General features: G+C 49.6%; 13 protein-coding genes. All 13 read right to left on the bottom strand.

Annotation, left to right across the window (positions count from 1 at the left end):
• Positions 1-329 precede the first annotated feature (329 nt).
• Entirely contained in the window at positions 330-629 is a 300-nt protein-coding gene (locus tag FGQ85_RS14385; protein WP_138373794.1) for a hypothetical protein, read from the bottom strand.
• A gap of 152 nt (positions 630-781) precedes the next feature.
• A complete protein-coding gene (locus FGQ85_RS14380) occupies positions 782-3,418 on the bottom strand; it encodes an FtsX-like permease family protein (protein ID WP_138373793.1) in 2,637 nt (878 codons plus the stop codon).
• Positions 3,419-3,436: 18 nt separating this feature from the next.
• Positions 3,437-5,095, bottom strand: coding sequence for an acyl-CoA dehydratase activase (locus FGQ85_RS14375; protein ID WP_138373792.1), 1,659 nt, complete (start codon positions 5,093-5,095; stop codon positions 3,437-3,439).
• On the bottom strand, positions 5,089-6,363 hold the full coding sequence (locus FGQ85_RS14370) for a 2-hydroxyacyl-CoA dehydratase family protein (protein ID WP_138373791.1): 1,275 nt from the start codon (positions 6,361-6,363) through the stop codon (positions 5,089-5,091). Before FGQ85_RS14370 ends, FGQ85_RS14375 begins: the two co-directional genes overlap by 7 nt.
• An 88-nt stretch (positions 6,364-6,451) precedes the next feature.
• Positions 6,452-7,477, bottom strand: coding sequence for a low specificity L-threonine aldolase (locus FGQ85_RS14365; protein ID WP_087253126.1), 1,026 nt, complete (start codon positions 7,475-7,477; stop codon positions 6,452-6,454).
• Positions 7,478-7,584: 107 nt separating this feature from the next.
• Entirely contained in the window at positions 7,585-8,277 is a 693-nt protein-coding gene (locus FGQ85_RS14360; protein ID WP_138373790.1) for an LrgB family protein, read from the bottom strand.
• Between the two features lies 1 nt (position 8,278).
• A complete protein-coding gene (locus tag FGQ85_RS14355; RefSeq protein WP_138373789.1) occupies positions 8,279-8,641 on the bottom strand; it encodes a CidA/LrgA family protein in 363 nt (120 codons plus the stop codon).
• A gap of 54 nt (positions 8,642-8,695) precedes the next feature.
• Complete coding sequence (locus tag FGQ85_RS14350; protein ID WP_171027981.1) at positions 8,696-9,808, bottom strand: DUF3810 domain-containing protein; 1,113 nt, start codon at positions 9,806-9,808, stop codon at positions 8,696-8,698.
• Positions 9,780-10,199 (bottom strand): riboflavin kinase, encoded by a 420-nt coding sequence (locus tag FGQ85_RS18460; RefSeq protein ID WP_162610197.1) that lies wholly within the window; start codon positions 10,197-10,199, stop codon positions 9,780-9,782. The genes FGQ85_RS14350 and FGQ85_RS18460 overlap by 29 nt, the downstream gene beginning before the upstream one ends.
• A gap of 92 nt (positions 10,200-10,291) precedes the next feature.
• Positions 10,292-10,726 (bottom strand): A24 family peptidase, encoded by a 435-nt coding sequence (locus FGQ85_RS14340; RefSeq protein WP_138373786.1) that lies wholly within the window; start codon positions 10,724-10,726, stop codon positions 10,292-10,294.
• 120 nt (positions 10,727-10,846) lie between these two features.
• Positions 10,847-12,301 (bottom strand): HAMP domain-containing sensor histidine kinase, encoded by a 1,455-nt coding sequence (locus FGQ85_RS14335; RefSeq protein ID WP_138373785.1) that lies wholly within the window; start codon positions 12,299-12,301, stop codon positions 10,847-10,849.
• Positions 12,285-12,965 (bottom strand): response regulator transcription factor, encoded by a 681-nt coding sequence (locus FGQ85_RS14330; protein ID WP_347563106.1) that lies wholly within the window; start codon positions 12,963-12,965, stop codon positions 12,285-12,287. Before FGQ85_RS14330 ends, FGQ85_RS14335 begins: the two co-directional genes overlap by 17 nt.
• A gap of 137 nt (positions 12,966-13,102) precedes the next feature.
• On the bottom strand, positions 13,103-17,479 hold the full coding sequence (locus FGQ85_RS14325) for an acyl-CoA dehydratase activase (RefSeq protein ID WP_138373784.1): 4,377 nt from the start codon (positions 17,477-17,479) through the stop codon (positions 13,103-13,105).
• Positions 17,480-17,542 lie beyond the last annotated feature (63 nt).

Here is a 17,542-nt window from a genome sequence, read left to right as displayed (position 1 = left end):
GGAAGTAGGGATTTTCTCTGCTTCCCTTTTTATTTAGGAAAAATTCCTATTTTTGCCAATAATAATTATACACTAACAGCACGAAAGAAAGAAAATCCGGCATAAAAGACAGCAGCGGCGTTTCGTAGAACAACGAGTTGCGCTTGCGGAACTTTCGCGCCGGGCGCGGTCGCTTTAGCGACAAATTTCTGCTTTGCGCGAGTGCGCATCCCGCGGAGCGTTGTTGTTTAACAGGGAACGAAGTTTCCTGTTAAACGAAAAGACTCCGTCAGGTTTTGCCTGACAGAGTCGGTAATATTTCCATTTTTTATTTTGTCTGAACCTGTTTTTCAGGCAAGTGCCTCCTCGTTTCCTGCTATGGTCACCGCCCTTCGCCCTACCGCATCAAAGCTGCTCCAGAATGTCTCTTTCTCCACGGTCTGCCATCCGTTTATCGGATCCGCAACCCGATACTGCCCGTATTCTTCCCCGGTCAGAACGACACAGCGCAGGTTGGTATAAGGCACATATTCTTCGCCGTCCGGAAGGATCCATGTGTAGGAATCCGAGTAGGCCGGCGGTGCATAATTCATCGTCACCCAGACCGCCACCGGAACAAGCAGCCATTTCTTCCTGTTTATTTCACTCATCTCCTCAAATTGGTTCTGTCTTTTCTTTCCGCCCGCTCAATCGAAAGTACTTGTGAAATATGTCTCTTTGCCACTTCTCTCATTGCCAGGTTGTACACGTTTTCCCCCCTGAGCCTGTGCCCATATTTCAGCCGGAATCCGCTGATTCCCTTTTATTTCCCGTTCCCGGCTTCTTTCCATATTTTCCGTTCCATCACGGTCAGCCAGATCTCCCAGATCAGGTAGTAGAGGATGGTAAAGACCGCTGCCGCAACCGTATACCGCAGCATATCCTCTGTCTGGTAGGACCGCACTTCAAATGTCAGCAGCGCAAATACTGTCTCGATCAGAATTCCGGCGGCCGCGGAAATCCAGAATGGCCGGTGAATCTGACGGTGCATCAGTTTCCGACGCTCTTTTCCCTTCATTCCAAGCCGGATCAGGAACAGATCCTGCTCCTGCATCGTTCCCGCCTCGCTCTGCGTCTTGGAATAAATCTGGAAGAGTCCGAATACAAAGACAAGCGCCGCTGCCACAGCCTGTGTCGTCAGATCCCGGACATTACTCTCTTTCACCTTTCCAATCATCTCATCCTTCGGATAAAGATTGCCGACCCGCTCATCAAATAACCGGTCGATCGGATGCTCTTCCTCCAGGAAAGAAAGCGCCGAAACCACATCCTCGTACTGATCCTTCGGTACTTCCCACAGAATCAGATTGGTCGGCCCGTCCGTCAGGTTGTCCTCATTCTGAACCATGTATTCTTCCCATGCTGCCTCTCCCTGCTCCAGAAGAACCGGCATGTTTTCTTCATTTTTCTTCCGTACGGATTCGTATCCCCGCTCAAATTCTTCATCGGAAAAGACAACAAGATGTTCCTGTTCTCCTTCTCCCAGCACTCCCGTCAGAATGTCCCGCTCTCTGCCGACTTCCTCATGACCGGTGTAAATCTCATGCCTGCGGTCTACGCTGTAGTAGAGAAGCGGCTGTCCGAACCGGAGATAATTTCCCGTTCTGGAACCGCTGTAATCCAGATTTCTGGCCGGCATGGATACATTCTGCTGGTAAACCGTGTGAATCTCTCCATCTTTTAAATCCAGATTCTCCGGTGTTTTTCCAAGTGCCTCTTTCAAAGCCCGGTAGGTATCTTCGGAAATCCCGATATACTGTCCCTGCTCCATGCTTACCATCCGCTCGTCTTCCAGACTGCTGTTTCCTCTTACCGAGTTAACCCGCACCATCGGATAAACCTGCGTTTTCACGTCATACTCTTCCATGACCGCTTCCACCCGATCCATATCCTGATCATAGGCCATGCTGACAATATCATATGGCAGCTGCGCCTCCGCCGATGGCGTAATCATTCCACTGATCAACGGAATTCCGGCAAAGGAAAGGACGCAGATATGTACAACTGTCATGACGTAAATACTCCACCGGTTCTTTTTAAACCGGTATCTCCATTCCTTGTTCCAAAGCACATCCTTAATATATTTTTTCGGATTCAGCCGAGCTTTTTTGACGCTTCTTACCATCACTCCGGTCAGAATGAGGAACACGCCAAGGGCAACAAACAGATAGCTTCCCTTATTCTCGCTCCAGGCTTCCGATGTATACCATGTCGCTGCCACGTCAAGCAGCACCAGCCCCATAATCACCCTTCTCCATACGGCAGACGGCACGGTCTCCGCCTCTTTCTCCTCGTAGAGCACAGTGGAATTGCCCATCCGCAGGATATTTTCCTGATTCAGCATAGTGGCCAGAATCATTGTCAGAAGAAATGCAATCCCGCCCCAGCCGATCACATAGGAGGAAAAGAACGATGGCAGCACGATCCGGCCCTGAAGCATCACTCGAAGTACAGAGTATATGATCCCCCCGGCAAGCAGACCGAGAATGGCGGCCAACACCATACTAATGGCAAATTCTACTGCAAACAGCAGGTAGATCGTCCGGGTACGGATACCGAGAATCAGGAAAGTCCGGTATTCCCGGTTTCTCACCTTCGTATAATTGGAAATCAGGTTGTACATCAGCAGGATGCAGAGGAAAATAATCATCACTGTAGAACTTGTAAAGATCCCTTGCAGTTTCAAAATCCACTCCGGAATTCCCGGTACCTGCGGAATATTTCCGGATGAAAGGAATACTCCGAAGGCAACAATAAGGAAGATCGCAGTAAAGATCCCTCCCAGAATGAGAAGCACACCGTCTTTCATGCTGGAACGAAAGTTTTCCCAGATAAGGATTCCAAGTTCTTTCGGATACCGCCCAGGAAAATAAAGTGCCTGCTTTCTACGGAGCTTCGCCGCTCTCTCCTGACGTTTGACTTCCCGGTAGGCTGCCATCTGCTCGTACCATTCATCCAGGAAACGGAAACCTACATATTCAAACAAACTGGCAATGGATACAAAAAGCAACGGCATCAGCTCAGCCTGTTCATTATTCAGTGCTGTTCCGTGTGCACCGCCATAAGCGTTTGCCGCCTGAATGCAGGCGATCAGGCACAGAAATACCATTGCCCGTGACGCCAGGTCCAGCGCATGAACCTCTTTTTTCAAAAGCATCAGAATCAGACGCACCACATAAAGCAGTGCGGCAATGGTTCCCAGAATATGACAAAATGCCAGCGTCGGACCTGCCGATGACCCAAGCCAGAACTGCATATAGTCACCGGCCTGAAGCGCCTGAATCCATGCGCTGATCAGATTGTAGTTTTCCCCTCCTACCGGCAGCTGCCATACAACTGAATATAAAATCACTACAATCAGAGATAAAACGATTCTCCAGATTTTCGCCGCCTTCTTCATCTCTTCCTCTCTTTCTACCTACATCTGCTCCAGTGCGTAAAGCGCAGCTCCCACTGCTCCCACAATCTCCGGTTCCGGACAGATATAAAGTTTTTCCCCGATTTTTTCTTCTACCGCACGCACAACACCCGGATTTTTCGCAACGCCGCCGGTCATCATAAATTCCGGCTCCATCCCTGCTCTCTTTAAAAGTGAGTAGGATTTATTCGCGATCGCCCTGCAGATTCCATTTGCGATATCCGCCTTTTCTTTGTTATTGGCGATCAGAGAGATCACCTCCGACTCCGCAAAAACGGAACACATGCTTGTGATTTCAATATCCTCCGTCGATTTCATGGCGATCGGTCCCAGTTCATCGATATCGATCTCCAGAGATCTTGCTATCATCTCAAGGAAACGTCCGGTTCCTGCCGCGCACTTGTCATTCATGACAAAGTCCACGACTTCGCCGTTTTCATTTAACCGGATTCCCTTACTGTCCTGTCCTCCGATGTCGAGAATCGTCCGGATCTTCGGATTGAAATAATGAGCGCCCTTGCCGTGGCAGCTGATCTCGGTAACATTTTCATCTGCAAACGGAATGCTGACTCTTCCATATCCGGTAGATACAATTCTTGCGATGTCTTCTCGTTTCAGTCCGGCCCGGTCAAGCACCTCTTTTAAAATCCGGTCCGCACTCTCGCCGGACTTTGCTCCGGTCCGGATCACGGAAAATGCCCGGATTTTTCTGTCCTGATCCATGATCACGGCATTGGTCGACGTCGATCCGCTGTCAATCCCCATTACATACATGCTTTCCTCACCTCTCCTTTTTGATGTCTCTTTCCTGCTGCCTTTCAGTGATTCCAGAAATGCTTCCATCCTGGTCAGCACCTGTCCGTAACTCTGCTTCGTGTAATCTGTCTCCAGAAGCAGCATCGGCTTCTTTAAAATCCCTTTGAGCCATGCGTACTCATACGAATAATTATCGCAGAATTGGACGGTATGGTAAAGTACCCCGTCCACACTTTCTGCATATTTTTGAATCAGATCGTCTCTTCCGGCGGCAGCCTTCATCCGCATACACGGAAACTGGCTTAAAAGCCCTCTTACATATCCGCCAAACACATCTTCCGCATCGTAGAGCAGCTTTCTCGCAAGACCGGTACAGGTCAGGTCAAATGCCACATTGGCCCCTTTGTCCTTTAAGATCTGTTTGATCGTCTCGTCGGCTCTTGCACCGATGATTCCAATATTCGGCCCGCCCTTTTTCAGGGAAATCATTTCCTCCCTTTGATGGGCCCGGATAATTTCTTCCAGCTTTTCCTCCTCAAACTTCTTACCGGAATATACTTCATAAGCATGGATCATGTCACGGATCCGTTGTGCGTAAAGTGTGATCCCCGCATCTTTGATGATCCGCGGCGTATCCAGCATGTAAATAAATTTATCCGGCATCTCCTCTGTCAGTACGTCATAGAGCCTGCGGATGCTGTCGCAGCACGTCGTCAGGATGATTCCATCATACTCTCCTTTTGACACTTCCTCCAGCACGCCCTTCGCAAAGCTGCAGATGTTCGGATGCATCTTCATATCCGCCTGATTAAAACTGGTCACCTGCGGCTCAATCCTCTGAACCGTTTCTCCCATGGCCGCGAAGACTTCCACAGGTGCATATTTACATATATATCCTAACATTCCTTTTCCTCTGTCTCCAACAATTCTAAAAATGCCTCCAGCCGCGTCTTGATCTGTCCATCGTGGCTGTTTCTCTTGTCAATCCCGTCACCGTCCAGAATCAGCGTCGGGATGCCTTTTTCTTTCATCCGGTCTTTCAAGATCAGACTTCCGCCGGATGCCTGCTTGCATCCCCAGTGGCAGAAATGGATGACTGCGTCCGGTTTCAGCCGGTCCGCCAGCTCTCCGACCATATCGGCCTTCCGTGAATAAGAGCCATTGTACAGATTCCGGATGATCTTTTTGGCAAGTGACTCAAACGGTTTTTCCGGATCCATCTTCTCCATGTAATCAATGACAATATCCCCTGCCGTGATCTGATACTCTTTGCTTCCGTTAAAATATTTCTTCAGTGTTTCCTGATAAAACGGCAGAAGATGAATCCAGAGAATCCTCTTTCCTTCAAACTTCGGATAGGTCTGAATATCCTCGACCATAAAACGGATCAAGTCAAGAAATTCCTGCGTTCCGATGAGCAGATGGGTTCCCATCATCAGATACAGCTGGCTGATGATCTCTCCCGGATAATAATAGGTATTCTGAAGTTCAAAAAACCGGAACAGCTCTTTTCTCGTCTCATTTTCGATCCGGATGGTCTCCCGCAGTTTTTCCTCGCTGAAACGTACTCCAAAAGTTTCGGAAAGCTTCTCTGCAAGTTCCCGAAGCTGATCCGCCAGATAGGAAACTGACGCCTCATCATCCCGGTACGGGACATCCAGAAAGGTAAACGGTACTCCCTTTTTCTTCTCCAGATAACGGAACGTATTGAGGTTTCCGTCACAGGAAAGAGAGGTCGTCACCGCATAGTGGGGCAGGCTCACCACGCCGCTGTCCACGCCTCCGACAAAGGTCTTATGATAGGAACAAAGTGTCGGCGCAATTCCGGCATTCTGTGCATAGTCGATGAACTGATCTTCCAGATGATATCCGCTTAAATAGCACGAAAGACACTCGATGGAGAGTGTCCGGATTCCCATGCTCTGCATGATCTCGCACGGCGCGAAAATATTGCTCCACACATAGCTGTCCTCTCTGGCAAGAGCGTCCGCCACCAGTGACATCATCATCGATTCCAGCTTCTGATATCCTTTGGAAAGCCCGCTCTTTGGCAGAAGTCTGGTTCTCCATTTGTTTGCCTGAAACCCGAAAATCATTTTGTTCCAGCTTTTCTCAGGATGCTCGATTGCTTCCTGTCTTACAAAGTCAATATATTTGTCTGCAACTGACATGCTGTCATCCCTCCTTATTTCTTTGTAAGCGGTACGAAAGCCCCGATGAAAAGAGGATTCTCCTGTTTTTTCATCAGGGCCGGGCGTCTTAAAATGCCGCAAGCAGTTTTTCAATATGTTCTTCTTTTGTTGCCCATGACGTACAGATCCTGATCACCGTATGGTCCGCGTCATAGCGTGTCTCATGGTTAAACAGGAATTCTTTTTCCAGTTCCTGCAATTTCGTATCTTCCACAATCACGAACTGCTGATTCGTGATACTGTCCATATAGAAGCGGTATCCTTTCTCCTGAAGCTCTTTTTTCAGCTTCATGGCAAGCCGGTCCGCATGGCGTCCCATCTCCATGTAGAGGTCATTCTCAAACATGGCAAGGAACTGTAGGCCGAGGAGCCGTCCCTTTGCGAGCATTCCGCCTTTCTGCTTGATCAGGTAGCGGAAGTCCTCCTTCAGCGCCGAATGGCTGATAACGACACACTCCCCGAACAGCGCTCCCACTTTGGTGCCTCCGATATAAAAGGCATCTGTCAGTGCCGCAATGTCAGAAAGCGTCACATCGGTCCCTTCCGCTGCAAGTCCATAGGCAAGCCTTGCACCGTCCAGGAAAAGATACAGTCCGCACTCGTCGCAGACCTTTCTCAGATCTGTCAGTTCCTGTTTTGTATACAGCGTGCCAAGCTCTGTCGGATGTGAGATGTATACCAGCTTTGGCTGTACCATATGTTCATGCGCTCCATCCGCCCAGTGGCTGTCATGGGCCTCTTTGACCTGCGCCGCCGTAATCTTTCCGTCCTTGCCCGGCAGAGCAAGAACTTTATGGCCGCACGCCTCAACAGCACCGGTTTCATGAACATTGATATGTCCGGTCTGCGCGCAAAGCGCCCCCTGATACGGGCGAAGTGCCGCGTCGATCACGGTCAGATTGGTCTGCGTGCCGCCCACAAGAAAATGGATGTCCACGTCCTCCCGGCCAACTACTTTTCTGATACGGGCTCTTGCCTCTTCGCAGTACGGATCTTCCCCGTACCCGACACTCTGCTCCATATTCGTATCTATCAGTTTCTGAAGGACGGCCGGATGCGCTCCTTCCACATAATCATTCTGAAACATAATCATAGTCTTACCCTCCTGTCCGTTCTTTTAATCCTTATAACTCTCTATAACGCTGCGGATTGCTCCGCATTTCATGCCAACGTTATCAGTATATCACATTTTCCGGACATTTACATAAGCTGTGCGAAAAAGGATGCGCCCACAACCGTCAAAAGTCCTGCCGTGACGATCGCAAGGCTTCCCATGGCTCCCTCGACTTCGCCCATCTCCATGGCCTTGGCGGTTCCCATCGCATGGGAGGCGGTCCCAAGGGCCAGTCCTTTTGCGATCGGATGGCGGATCTTTAAGATCTTATAAAGCCATTCTGACGTGATATCTCCGATCATTCCGGTCACGCAGATGACCGCCACGGTGATGGCGGTTATACCACCCATTTCCTCTGAGACTCCCATCCCGATAGCTGTGGTGATGGACTTCGGGAGCAGGGTTACATACTGCTCGTGGTTTAAACCGAACAGTTTGGATAACAGAAAAATGCTGACAAGGCTTGTCAGTACGCCCGCCAGGAGCCCGCACAGAACAGCCGCCAGATTTTCCTTCAGAAGCTTGAGCTGTTCGTAAAGCGGCACCGCAAGGGCAACCGTCGCCGGAGTCAGAAAATAACTGATATATTTGGCGCTTGCATTATAGGACTCGTACTCTACGTTGGTGAGCGCCAGAAAGGCGATCAGTACAATCGCTGTGATCAGAAGCGGGTTCAGCACCGCAAGTTTGTACTTCCGTTTCAGCAGAAGCCCCCCTTCGTAGACAACCAGGCTGATCACCGGTCCAAAAAAGAGGGAATATTCAATAAAGCTCTGCATCTTATTCTTCTGCTCCTTTCTCCGTTTTCTCGATGACCTTTTCCGTCACAATGCCGGTCACTCCCATGACGAGAAGCGTCGTCACAAAGGTGATCACTATCACCGGCACTACCACCGGGCGCAGCTTATCCCAGGCTGTCATCAGTCCTACCGCCGCCGGAATAAACATCACCGGCATCAGTTCGATTAAAATCACCGATGCCTCTTTGACCTGAGGCACACGGATTAATCCGGTCATCAATGCCGTCAACATCAGCACCAGTCCATAAACACTGGCCGGAACCGGAAACGGGAGGATCCGGTTAAGGATCTCCCCCAGAAGTGAAATTATCATTATAATTAAAAATTGCCGTAATACTTTCATATTTTTCTCCTGTTTCTTTTCTGTCATTATGTAAAAGGCATATGCGCAGCCGTTTTAGGATGCGCCCTGCCCGGACGCATGATCCAGCAGATAGACAACAAGCATATCCACCATCTTGTCATAGCTTTCCACACCGTTTTCCTGCCCGTTCGACTTTAAATAGGCATCGTTAATCTGATTGGACACCTCCGCAATCCTGCCTTCATGCTCTGCCCAGAACGCATCATTTCTCTGAAGGTCTTTCCTTGCGTTTTCCGGAAGCATCCCGTAAAGTTCCTCGTAAGATGCCTGATCATAATTCCAGAACTGGTTGGTCGCATACAGCCATCCGGATAAAGCCGCACTGTACCGGAATTCCACCACATCCGACCGGCCACACGCAAGCCAGGCGATGAAGTTCGCCTCCTGTTCCTGCATGAACCCTTTCAGATGGGAGAGCTCGTGGCACATGGTAAACGGGATATTATACGCAGTCATGTCCCCATTATAATTGGCTTCCACCGTAAACGGGGAATAAATTCCCGTCAGTGACTGTATGGAAAGGAATTCCGAAAAAATCAGCTTTTTCGGCTCCGGATAATAACCCTTCAGTTCCCGGTAGTCTTCCCCCAGTGTCTGCATGGCCCGGACCGCATTCTTTCCGGCATCGGTTGTAAAAAGAAGCTCCCCGTCATCGTCCCTTGTAACAGAAGGCTCCGTATCCTGCACCGCCTGAGTCAGCGTCAGGCAGACGCTCCGCAGTTCATCCACGGTATAGTCCCGCGGAAGAATTCCGCTCCGCTCTGCAAACGAGGTGCTCCGGTAATTGATCCCGCAGTTGATCACATATAGAAATGCAAGAACCGATACTGTCCACAGCAGTACGACCGCTGTCTTCTTCGTCCGGTAAAAATTCCAGTTTTTATGGATAATCGAAAGCAGAATGTACAGAAAACCAAAAATGAGAGTCAGCACAAAAAGATACAGGCCGATCTCCGCCACAGAGGTCGGAACCAGCCCGAAAATCCGCCCGATACTTCCCGTCAGAGCCGGATAGATATGCTCTGTATGCCAGTCGGCAAATCCGTCTACATACACCGACGCAGCCATCAGGGCCACTGAGACGGCAAGGAGAATCAACGGAATCAGCACCCGCTTTTTAACTCGTCTCTTTCGTCTCTTCCTCATTTGCAAAACCTCCCGGAAATATCTTGTGAAAATAGTCTCTTGTCCGGCGGACATCCTGATCCACCTGATTTTTGACTTCCTCAAGGGAATCAAACTTCTGAATCCCCCGCAGGAAAAGATAAAACTCAATCATCACTTTTTTCCCGTACAGGTCCATGTCAAGCCCCGGTATATATGTCTCCACCGTAGTCTTCGGATCATTGTCCACCGAAGGTCTTGTCCCCACATTGGTGACACCTGCGTACCGCTTCCCGTCAATCCACGCCATAACTCCGTAGACTCCGTGCTCCGGAAGTTTGTCCTCTTTCTGATACTGTAGATTCGCCGTCGGCATACCGACCTTTCTTCCATTTCCTTTTCCGTGAATAATGATTCCTGTTAATGTATACAATGGTGTTCCTCCGCCTGTCCATTTTACTTCATAACGCTTATTATGACATTTTTCTCCAAAGCAATCAAGTCTCACTTCTTTTTTGCACAAATTTATGGAAGCATACTTGCGGCCGCAAGACCGAGGGCAAGAAAGGGGCCAAGGGGAATGGTCTCTTTCTTTTTGCGCTTTTTGACGGCTGTCATGGCAAGTCCATAGATTCCTCCCGCCAGAAGCCCCAGAAACAGCCCAAGGATCCCCCGACTTGTTCCGAGGCAGAAGCCGGCTGCCGCCATCAGTTTGATATCTCCGCCTCCAAATGCTCCCTTTACAAGCAGGGCGGAAAGAAACAACGGAAATGCACTGGACACTGCCCCTGACACCGCCTGCAGAAGAGACATCTGCTGCCACGTATCCGTAAAAACGGCAAGCAGCCCCGGAATCAGGAGAAGTGCCGGATAACGGTCCGGAATCCTTCTTTCGTTCCAGTCCGACACTGCCGCACCAAAAAGTACTGTCAGAAACAGTAGTTCACATACGATATTCATAACATCCTCTTTTCGTGATCATTTTATGATAGGTCAAATTGATAAAACAGAATTGTTTTCAGAACAGGAGAAAGGGATGCGCCCTTTCCCCTGTTGAATGGTCTTTGAATAATCTTTTTGCTATTTTGATTCCTCATCCTTTAACGTCCGGAACCAGAAGACCGTCATCCGATCCTGATAATCCACCCCATAGGTCATGCCGTGCGCTTTCAGGATCGTGCTGACAATGGAAAGCCCAAGCCCGGTTCCCTCCCTGCGTCCTGCCTGATGCTGGCTTCTCTGATACCTCTCCCAGATCAGTTCCCGCTCCTCCTCCGGAATTGGATTTCCCGGATTTTTCACTTCTACAAGACAGCCATCTTCTCCCGTCTTCAGGGATACGATAATTTCCTTTTTATTTTCAGTATGATTCAAAGCATTATATAGAAGGTTTCGGATCACCTGGCTCATTTTCAGCGCATCTACATATACCGGAATCTCCGTTTCATCCGAAACAAACCGAAGCTGAATTCCGTACTCTCTGGCACTCGGCTCGCAAAACATGATTTCAGATTCTACGATTTCATACAGGTTGTACCATTCTTTTTTCAACTGAAGATAGCCAGTCTGAAGCTGAGAATAGTCCAGAATATCATTTACCATCTCGCTCATACGCTTTGATTCCCGGATAATCAGGTTCAGATCTTCCGTACGTTTTTCCTCATCCTTCCAGTGGATGTCGCGGACCATTTCCGCATACCCTCCGATCAGGGCCAGAGGAGAACGGAGTTCATGAGAGACATTGGCAATGACTTCTTTCCGTAGATCGTCCACTCTCCGAAGTGCCCGTGAAAGCTCTTCCACGGAGTCCGCCAGCTGTCCGACTTCATCATTCAGCTTCAGGTTCGGTACCGCTGTCAGATCCCCTTTTGCCAGGTCATCTACGGTACCTTTGATAATATGTATCGGTTTCGTAAACTTTCTGGAAAGGATATGCGCCAGAATTGCCGAAGCAATCATCAGAAGAACGCTGAAAAAGATCAGCTGTCTGCGGTTCATATCCAGTACCTGATTCAGTTCCGTAAAATTCTGTGTCAGAATAATATATTCCTTTTCTCCGTTATAGAGGACCGGAATCCCGATTTCATAAGATATCAGCTGTGATCTTTCCCTCACTTCCCTGCTGAAAGACTCCCCGTCCAGAATGGATTGGTATTCTTCGCTGTCTCTGATATTCTGCCAGGGCTTGATATTTTTCTCATCTTCATCGATGTCCAGCTGGTGTCCGTAACTGTAAATGGCTTCCAGCCGGCCTTCGGAATCGACAATCATCAGCTTGCCGTTAATCGTCTTGCTCAAATATGGAATCAGCTGATCATTGTCTGCCAGATCTTCACTGTTGAGCTGTTCCTCCACCGGTTCCAGCCGTTCCTGTATCCCTTCAATCGCCACCTTGGTATAATTTCTCTCCAGGACAAGGATCTGGATAACCCACATCAGGGCGATCGTAAAGATGACAAGAGCCATCATGATGAGCCAGAGACGCGCCATCATGCTGGAAAAAAGGCAGTGCTTTTTTTTATTCTCTGTACTCAAATTTATATCCGACTCCCCACACAGTCTGAATCAGCTTCCGGCGGTCTCCCAGATGCTCTCTCAGAGATTTGACATAGGAATCTACGGTCCTTGTATCTCCATGGTACTCGTATCCCCATACTGTCTCCAGAAGCTGTTCCCTTGTCAGGACAATGTGTTCATTTTGTGCCAGCTTAACCAGCAAATCAAATTCCTTGGGCGGCAGATTGATCGTCTTCTCCCCGATTTCCACCAGCCTCGCATCGATCTGAATCCTCAGATCACCAAACTGTAAAATCATATTCGGCGCGCTTCCGGTCCTTTTGAGTACCGCATTCACTCTTGCCATCAGTTCTTTCGGACTGAACGGCTTGGAGACATAATCGTCCGCGCCCAGATTAAATCCAAGAAGCTTGTCATACTCCTCGCTCCTTGCAGTCAGCATGATCACCGGGATCTGTGAGTGCTCCCGGATCTCCGCAAGAGCCTCAAAACCGTCCTTTCCCGGCATCATAATATCCAGAATCAATATATCAAAATCCGTCTTATCCAGCAGGTCGATTGCTTCCTGCGCATTTTCCGCCTCCTGGCACTGGAATCCCTCCAGTTCTGCGTAAGTCGATACCAGTTTTCTCAGATGCATGTCATCATCCGCGATCAGCATCCTTCTCAGCATCCGCCTCATCCTTACCCCTCCTTCCATCCTGCCCCATGGGCAGTACCCCTTTTCGGGTTTATTTTTTCTATTATAAAGTGTAATTGTAAGAATTTTGTGTGCATTTTCTAAAAAAACATGGGAAAACGGATGAGGCGGTTTTCCTGCTATTCTTTCCGTGTTTTCGCATTCATTACAAGCATCTGGAGCCGGTTTTCTATATTTGCAAAACTGACATCCGGATCATAATCCAGCGTCAGGATCTGGATATCCGGATACCGCTCTTTGAGCCTCTTGGAAATTCCTCTTCCGACCACATGGTTCGGTAGACATCCAAACGGCTGTAAAATAACGAAGAACTTACAGCCATTCTTTGCGTGGTGCAGGATTTCTCCCGGAATCAGCACCCCTTCTCCCGCGTCAAACGTATGATGAATGATCGGATCGCTGTCCTTGACCAGATCCTGCATTCTGCATGCCGGGCGATAAAGCGGATGCATTTTTGCGATCGAATCCGTCACGTTGTGGGCCAGATTGAAGATCTGATTTGCTGTGTGGAACCACACCTTATCCTTGACCGGCTTCTTCAGATGATATTCCCTGTTCTGGCTGTCTTTATAAAAATAAGTCTTACGGATTACATCCGTCATCCGCGCTTCAACAATCTCAAACCCGTTGTTTTCCAGATATCTTTCAATCTCATGGTTGGCACCCGGATGGAAATTCAGAAGGTACTCTCCGACAATCAGTACCCGCGGCCGCGGGGTTGTCCGGTCATATGAAACCTGTTTCATGATTTCGATGGCCTTTTTAAAGCCTTTCTTCATTCCGGAAATGCCGGAGCGTTCCAGTCCTCCTATCACCTGATCCATTGCTTTTTCAAATGCCCGGTCCGCACTTCCTTCTTCCGTCTCATACGGCCGGATCTTCCGAAGAAGTTCCTCCAGCACATCGATCATAGGAAGACCGAAGGCAATCCGCATGGCGGAAAGCAGATTCATCTGAAAGCCCGGATGCAGGTTGTGATAATCCATATCGTCATTGGTCAGAATCGGAACATTCTCGTATCCCGCATCATCCAGAGCCTTGCGAAGCAGCGCACCGTAATGGGTAAGACGGCAGTCTCCGATATATTTTCCCATTGCGATTGCCACATGGTCGGTATCGTACTTTCCGCTTTTCAGCGCCGCAAGAGCTTCGCCAATGACAATCTGTGCCGGGAAGCAGATATCATTGTGCACATACTGCTTCCCGAGCCGGATCGCTTCCTCCCGACCGATCTCCAGCGGAACCGTGCGGATTCCCTGCCCTGCATAGGCCGCTGCCATCAGTCTGGAAAAGGCATGGGATGTATTCGGGATCAACACAACTTTTTCCTGTCTGCTTTCTTTCGTATATTTCACCGGATACGGATCTTTCAGTTCATGAAGTTCAAGTCCCCGTTTTTTCTCCCTTCCCATGGCTACCGTCTCCAGGAAGGAACGGACACGGATTCGGAGCGGTCCTTGAATATCACTTTCATCCAGCTTCAAAACAAGCGGTGTCTTACCGGAAATCTCCTTCATGAGACGGATGATTTCGTCTGAAAGGTATGCATCATGACCGCAGCCAAAGCTTACGATCTGCACATATTCCAGATGTTCGTTGCCAGCCGCAAGGATTGCAGAAGAAATCATCCGTGCATGGTAGTTGTTTACGATATCCAGCCGGCTTTTGCTTAAATCCACCTCATTGGCCTCCGGCAGGGAGTCCGCCGTCAGCACCGGGATTCCCATCCGCGTAAACATATCCGGCAGATCGTGGTTGACCAGAGAATCATTCTGATACGGCCTTGCCGCCAGTACCACCGCGAATCTTCCGGTACGGGTCACTTCCTCAAGGATGGCGCTTCCCGCTTTTTTCAGTTCGGTGTGGAAGGTATCTTCCGCCCGGTCTGCCGCTTCCATGGCCTGTCTTGTCATCTCTTCCGGGATCTGGAAGGTCGCTTTCATATACTGAGTCAGCTGCCTGTCCCGGTCTTCCTTCGTATACCAGTGGAACAGCGGGGCGTCATACGGGATTCCCCACATCTGCGCCGGATTGTCCGAGTTGCGCACGACAATCGGATATCCCTTTACAACCGCGCACATGGACTCACTTGTCTTTTCCGTGTTCTCGGTCGGAACCGTCGTGATCGATGGCATGAAAATCCGGTCCACCTTTTTGGACGCCAGATTTCTCAGGTGCCCGTGGACAAGCTTTGCCGGAAAGCAGACTGTATCTGAAGTTACCGCTGAAAGACCTTTTTCATAAATCTTCCTTGTACTCGGATCCGAAATCTTTACATCAAATCCCAGAGATTCAAAAAATGTTACCCAGAACGGCATCGTCTCCCAGAAGGAAAGGACACGCGGAATTCCGATGGTAATGTTCCTTTTCGGTGCAAGCTCCGGATGCGGATACTCCCGGAACAGAAGCTTTTCCCGCTTCCGGAACAGGTTCGGCACGGCATTTGCCTTCTGCGTCTTTTCCTTTAACTGCTGCCGAACATTGGAATCCTCCGGCATGCCAAGCACCGTTCCCCTCTCACACCGGTTGTTCGTGATCCACGCATTGCCGTTGGAGAAGGTGACGATCGTCCTCTTACAATGGTTCTGGCAGAACGGGCACGGAGAATTGGACTCCTGCTTATAGGAAAAATCATCCAGAGAGTCCAGATCGATAAACGTCCTTTTCTCCGGTTCTTTCTGGTGGCGTTCCTTTGCGATCAGCGCAATTCCGATGGCTCCCATGATGCCCGGATACGGCGCCCGGAATACTTCCCGCCCGAGGTATTCTTCCATCGCCCGGACTACCGCATCATTTTCAAACGTGCCGCCCTGCACGACAATCCGGTCTCCCAGAGAGTCCCGGTTGGAAATGCGGACGACTTTCGTAAAGACATTTTCTATAATGGAACGGCACAGACCGGCCATGATATCCTCCGGCTGTCTTCCGTTTCTCTGCTCTGTAATAATGCTGCTGTTCATAAAGACCGTACACCGGCTTCCAAGCACCGCCGGATGCCTGGACGAAAATGCCACCTCGGCGATCTGCTTTGACGGTATCTGCAAGGTAGATGCGAAGTTTTCCAGGAAGGAACCGCAGCCTGATGAACATGCCTCATTGACAAGAATGTTGGTAATAACACCGTTGTCCATCCAGATCGCTTTCATGTCCTGTCCGCCGATATCTAGAATAAATGTCGCATCACTGACATATTTCTGCACCGCCCTTGCGTGTGCTACCGTCTCTACGGTATGGTACTCTGCCTGGAATGCCTTTGCAAAGAGCTGCTCACCGTATCCGGTTGTCCCTGCCGCAATGATTTCCAGTCTGGCACCCGCCTTTTTGTAGCGCTCCCGCATCTCAATCAGGGCACGCTTTGCCACCATAAGCGGTTCTCCTTCATTCGGTGCATAGAAAGAGCCGAGAATTTCCTCATCTTCTCCGATCAGAACAAACTTTGTCGTCGTACTGCCCGAATCGATTCCCAGATAGGCTCTCACCGTCTCTCCCGGTTCCGGCTGTTTCCATTCCACCGGTTTTGTCGCATGTCTGCGGCGAAATATCTCTTCCTCTTCTTTAGACGCAAAAAATGGCCGGGCTTCCTTCGAGTCGGCATCCTTTTCTTCTTTTGCATTCTGAAGAAGCTGTGCGTACTCGGAAGCGGTACGGCTTTTCGTTTCAAACATCGTCTTCAGTGAGATGGCTGCACCGTAGGCCACCATCAGTTCCGGGTGTTCCGGCCTTAAAATATCCTCCGGCGAGAGATCCAGACGCTCGGCAAAAACACGGACGAGAACCGGATTGAATGTAAGCGGTCCTCCCTCAAATGCTACCGGCTTTTTGATCTCAAGTCCCTGGGCGAGACCGCCGATGGTCTGCTTGGCAATCGCGTGAAATGCAGAAAGAGCCAGATCGGACTTGGCCACTCCCTGATTCAAAAGGGGCTGGATATCGGTCTTGGCATACACGCCGCACCGTCCTGAAATATCATAGACACAGGTTCCCTGTTCAGCCAGCGCATTGAAATCCTCCACGGAAACTTTGAGAACAGACGCGATCTCATCGATAAATGCGCCGGTCCCTCCGGCACAGCTTCCGTTCATCCGCATATCCGCAACCTGGAGCGCGCCGGTCCCCTCTTCCTTTCGGAAGAAAATCATCTTTGCATCCTGTCCTCCAAGCTCAATGGCACTCCCGACGGACTCATATTTGTCCTGAAGCGCGATGGCATTTGCCGCCACCTCCTGTACAAAAGGGACATCCATTTTCTTTGCAACGGGTTTGGCTCCCGAACCGGTCAGCGCGATCCGCACCGGCACATCCGGGCATTCCCGCGCGAATTCCTCCACCGCGCGGACGACACTTTTTAACTGCTTTGCATGGTGCCGTCTGTAATTTGAATACAGGATTGTCCCTTGTTCCGGGTCCACCGCAACGATCTTTGTCGTGGTGGATCCAACGTCAATTCCAACCAGTAATTCCTGATCAGATGAAAGTCTCAAATTTCTGCTAATCATATACTTCATCTGCCTTTTCTTAATGTATCTTAAATTTTTTCATCTACCTTGAAACAGGATTCC

It is taken from the genome of Pseudoflavonifractor sp. BSD2780061688st1 E11 (genome assembly GCF_005844125.1).
GTDB classification, from domain to species: domain Bacteria; phylum Bacillota; class Clostridia; order Lachnospirales; family Lachnospiraceae; genus Sellimonas; species Sellimonas catena.
This window is presented reverse-complemented; position numbering and strand designations above follow the sequence as displayed.